At 60.0% G+C, this 4,555-nt stretch carries 3 protein-coding genes and 2 pseudogenes; 1 reads left to right on the top strand and 4 read right to left on the bottom strand.

The window, feature by feature from the left end; genetic code table 11:
• Positions 1-542: 542 nt before the first annotated feature.
• Positions 543-893: a hypothetical protein gene (locus AC0L30_RS42355; protein WP_473309303.1), complete on the bottom strand. Its 351-nt coding sequence runs from the start codon at positions 891-893 to the stop codon at positions 543-545.
• 558 nt (positions 894-1,451) lie between these two features.
• Here AC0L30_RS42355 and AC0L30_RS42350 point away from each other — a divergent pair.
• Positions 1,452-2,942: an SGNH/GDSL hydrolase family protein gene (locus AC0L30_RS42350; protein WP_473309304.1), complete on the top strand. Its 1,491-nt coding sequence runs from the start codon at positions 1,452-1,454 to the stop codon at positions 2,940-2,942.
• A 128-nt stretch (positions 2,943-3,070) separates the two neighbouring features.
• On the opposite strand, the pseudogene AC0L30_RS42345 reads toward AC0L30_RS42350, so the two are convergent.
• The 3 genes and pseudogenes from AC0L30_RS42345 to AC0L30_RS42335 all read right to left on the bottom strand — a co-directional run.
• Positions 3,071-3,575: pseudogene (locus tag AC0L30_RS42345) on the bottom strand (IS5 family transposase); the annotation flags it as partial.
• 440 nt (positions 3,576-4,015) lie between these two features.
• Positions 4,016-4,189, bottom strand: a pseudogene (locus AC0L30_RS42340) (helix-turn-helix domain-containing protein); the annotation flags it as partial.
• A gap of 23 nt (positions 4,190-4,212) precedes the next feature.
• On the bottom strand, positions 4,213-4,555 hold a 343-nt coding region (locus tag AC0L30_RS42335; protein ID WP_473406734.1), incomplete at its 5' end, for an integrase core domain-containing protein.

Raw genomic sequence — 4,555 nt, 5'->3', positions numbered from 1 at the left:
GGTGCGGCCGATCAGTCGAGGTCGCATCGACATTAGTAATGGCGCCATAGGGTAACATTTGCTCATGCGGCAATACGGGGGGTCCCAGTCGAACGCCGATTGACAAACGGGGACTTGCCCTGGGGCGCGATCAATATCAATTGCTTCTGCTCGCCCGCCAAAGATCTCCACGGAATCGGGCAGTACCAATTTTTTAGTGGTTTTTGACAGCGCGCTGTGATTGCCGCGGATGAAAGGTGCGGATGCCAGCCTGATCGAGGCGCGGGATCTGCTCGGCCAGGAAGCGAGCCGTGTTCGTTGAGGTCTGATCGCCGTCGCAGAGATCGCCGGCGATCAGCAGCGCGCCGACCTGCTCGTCCAGGTAACAGTTAACGACCCGGACGAAGGCGCGCCATTGCCGAGCAGCTCCGCCAGACCGGAATGGCGCAGCGCCAGCAAGCGCAGCGGCGAATCAACTGGATATCCGAGCCATGGACGAAGCGATACGTCAACCTCTCCCATCCTATGTTCGGGTCCCCGCGCATGTGTTGGGACCTTACACGCTAGTCAATCGGCGTGATATGGAAATACCCGAGCGAAGTCGGTTTACCAGCAATAATCACGAACGACCAGTTATCTCTCGGGGGATGGGCATGACTGACGAGCCAATAGACGACGTCTTTGGACTGGGCAAAGAAGCTCTCGTCGTGGAAGCAGGAGGCGCTGTGGCGGCTCGCTATCTGTAACGACCTCAGGGAGGGGACGCCGACGAATTGCTCGCTATGGTCAAGACGGCTGCGGGCTTCAGTCTCGCGAGCCCCCCCTCCGGGCGCGGTCCCGTTCGCCAAGGTCCACTTCGGGGGCGAGATGCACCAGCCCATCATCTTGAAAGACATCGCCAACGTCGAAAACATCAACCGGCTCGTTCCAAAGGGGCGCTCTCCTTTTGCCTCCCGAAGCCGCGTGGTGCAACGACCAGTCCTGGTAGTTGTGCCACGGCTTCGCCGGACGATATATCAGACCGTCAGCTTGGGCTGGCCATGCTGAAGTTAGCGGCGCGTGATAGGGACAGCGCTCTACTGCAATCGGGCGCCGAGTCACGTGCCGGCTAACTTCCCTGTTATGTTTTGGGGCGATCGAAGCAGGATAAGTGCTTTTATATCTTCCGCTGCGCGGCGTTCGCGGCTTCCTCGCACAGGAAAATGAGGACAGCCATGATATGTCTGGCTGGTCAATCGGCCCTTTAATTGCGGTTTGTTGTCAAGCTACCATTCTTCCTCTCTGCCGTGACACGCCGGCAGCGATTGCTCCGTCGGAGCTGGTCAGGTTGCGGAGACGGAGCGATCGCGGATGGCGAGACGATTGCCTGGCGGGCTTGGCAATCGACGTCGGTGGCGGCTTCGTCGCGTTAAGTTGATGCCTTCGTACTAGTCTCTGCCGCGGCAGTTCTTCGTCTTGTGCGGTCCACGAGCATGTCAAACAAACTAAGAAAACTGCGCATCTTTACCGACAGAGGTCCCCTGATCGCGCTAACCATCGCTCTGGGGACGGTGGTCGGCGTTGTCGGCCCGACATCGGCGCAGTTCTTCAATTTCGGCGGATATCAGCAGCGGCCGCAGCCGCAACGCGGTGGCGGGTTCGGCGGCGGCTGGTTTGGTAAGGATATGTTTAAGCCGTCTGCTCCCCAGCCTCGTTGGGATAGGCGGCAACCCTTACCCCCCGCGCGGGAGGACTTTTCGAGGGCGCCCGCGGTCGGAAAGCGCGATACTGTACCGGAGCGCCATGTTCTTGTGCTCGGTGATGCGATGGCGGACTGGCTCGCCTATGGTCTTGAAGACGCCTATGCCGAACAGTCTGACATGGGCGTGATCCGCAGACATAAGACCGTCTCAGGCCTCATCAGATATCAGCCGAAGGGCAATCCGGCCGATTGGGCCGCCGCAGCCAAAGGCATTCTCCCCACCGAAAAAGCAGACGCCATCGTCGTCATGCTCGGACTCGATGACCGGGTCGGGATCCGCGAGCCGCCGGCTGAGAAATCCGACATCAAGCCGTCGCACAAAAAGGTAGACAAGAAGGATGCCAGAGCCAAACCGGAGGGCGGTACGAACGCCGACGCGAAGCCGGATGACAGACTGGTCGATACGGAATTGTCGCCCAATGACGCCGCCGACGCGCGGGCTATCGAACCGGAGAGTAGCACGCGCTCGCCAAACGGTATCTATGAGTATCGCGAGAAACGCTGGATCGAGCTCTACAAAAACAAGATCGAACAGATGATCGGCGTGCTCAAATCTAAGGGGGTGCCGGTACTGTGGGTTGGCCTGCCGGTGGTACGTGGCGCTAAGACAACAGCCGACACGCTGTTTCTGGATTCGCTCTATCGCGAGGCGGCCGGCAAGGCCGGCATCACTTATGTCGATGTCTGGGACGGCTTTGTCGATGAAGCCGGCCATTTTATGCAGCGCGGTCCCGACTTCGAAGGCCAGGTCCGTCAGCTGCGCTCCTCCGACGGCGTGTATTTCACCAAGCCCGGCGCCCGCAAGCTCGCGCATTATGTCGAACGCGAAATCAACCGGTTGCTGGCTGCACGTTCCGCGCCGATCGCGCTGCCGACGGAACCGGCAAGGCCCGACGTCAATGCGCTGCCGGGTCAACCGGCCCTGCGCCCGCTCGCCGGACCGATCCTTCCCTTGGTGGCCCCCTCTTTCGGCGCCGATCAATTGCTCGGCGGTCCAGGGGCGCCGATGGCAATGGATGCGCTAGCAGCGCGTGTCTTGGTCAAAGGTGAGCCCTTGTCGGCACCGGCCGGTCGCGCCGACGATTTTGTCTGGCCGCGCCGCGAAGTCGGACGCGAACAGTCTAAGGATACTCCAATGGCTCCGGCTTCGCCCGATGATCGCATCCCGGTATCGGCGCCGGCGCCAATGCTAAAGCAGAAAAAGAATCGCAGCCAAAGGTGAGGCGTTGACGTTTTGGCCCGCAGGTTTCACTCAATGGGGCCGCTTCGGGGACAATCGCATCGGTTTGCGCCGGAGCCTGTGGGCGTGGCAAACGCAGTTCGCACCTGGAGCAACACTAGGGTTCAGACTCAATTGATGCAATAGGCGACGACGGCGGCGAGGTAGACGGCAGCCAAGAACTTTCTGGCAAGTTTGTCGTAGCGAGCAGCGACGCGTCTGAACTCTTTGAGCCGCCAGAAGCAGCCCTCGATAACATTGGTCCTCTATAGGCGCGTTTGCTGAAGCTGTGGAGGGTCACCCTGTTGGACTTGTTCGGAATGACGGGTTTCGCGCCGCGATTAATGATTACGGCGCGAAAGCCATCGGCATCGTAGCCTTTGTCTCCAATGAGGGAAGACATGGGCGGCGCGAGTTTCAAAAGGTCCGGCCCCGCGGCAACATCTGCGGCTTGTCCCGGAGTGAGATGAAATGCCCAAGATTTGCAATCAGGGTCGCTCAGCGCGTGGATTTTCGTGGTTCGCCCGCCGTGCGAGCCGCCGATCGCCTGTTCATGCTTTCCCCTTTTCCGCCGCGCACCGGCCAATGTGCTTTGATCGAGGTGGAGTCGATCGACAAAGTCAGGCCGTCTTTGCCTTCGATCTCGCGTTCGCGCGTTTCGTCGCTCTCCCGCCCCGACACCCGCGTCAAAGGCCCGCGCCGCCTCTTCCAGAAGTTGTTTCTTCCACGCATAGATCTGGTTCGGGTGCACCTCATAGCGCAGAGCCAGCTCGGTGACCCCTCGCCTGCTCCCGCACCGCCTCTGGCGCAATCTTTCCCTTCAGTGCCGCGTCAATTTTCCGTCTCATCTTCTTGTCATCATGCCCTCCGTCTATCAAACGGAGCGACCCTTTTCCAACTTAGCCTCTGGTCCCAAAACCGGGGTCTGTTTCACGTTCGAGACGCGGGCCACGCTTTTGTTGAGCGGCACTGGCAGCCGACCAATGGCCGATGGTGAAAAGGCAGTAATCGTCTTGCGTTCGCCTTTCATGAGCGATCCGCCAACGCCCGGTGATTTGGTTCGGCCCGCATTTTATCTAGCTATCCAGTTCGGCCAGTGATTCCCGGTCGAGCAGGACCACCTCTCGCTGAGTCTGTCCGTCGAACCGCAGCATCTTTTTATTGCGCAACGACGAGAGCGCGCGCGATACCGTTTCTAGCGTCAGACCAAGATAATCTGCAATGTCGCGGCGCCCCATCGGCAGGCTCATCGCATTGACCTGCCGCTGAACTTTCATCCATTGGCGATTAGAGTCTCGGCGGATGTTACGCCGTTTGGCGCGGGGTGAGCAACGTGCGATCGGCGGAGCTGGTCGGGGTTGCGCAGCCGGTCGCACGTTGCGGTGAGGTTGGCGGAATAGGCCGCGGGTGTCAGATAGCCCAGCGACGAATGCGGGCGGTGGCTATTGTAGTCATGGGCCCACGCCGCAATCCTAGTTCGGGCGTGATCAAGGCCGAAGAACAGGGTTTCGTTGAGAAGCTCGTCTCGCATCCGGCCGTTGAAGCTTTCACAGAAGCCGTTCTGCATCGGTTTGCCTGGCGCGATAAAGTGCCAGGCAATCTGGTTGTCCTCTGAC

It is taken from the genome of Bradyrhizobium sp. MI1.11 (assembly GCF_055811255.1).
This window is presented reverse-complemented; position numbering and strand designations above follow the sequence as displayed.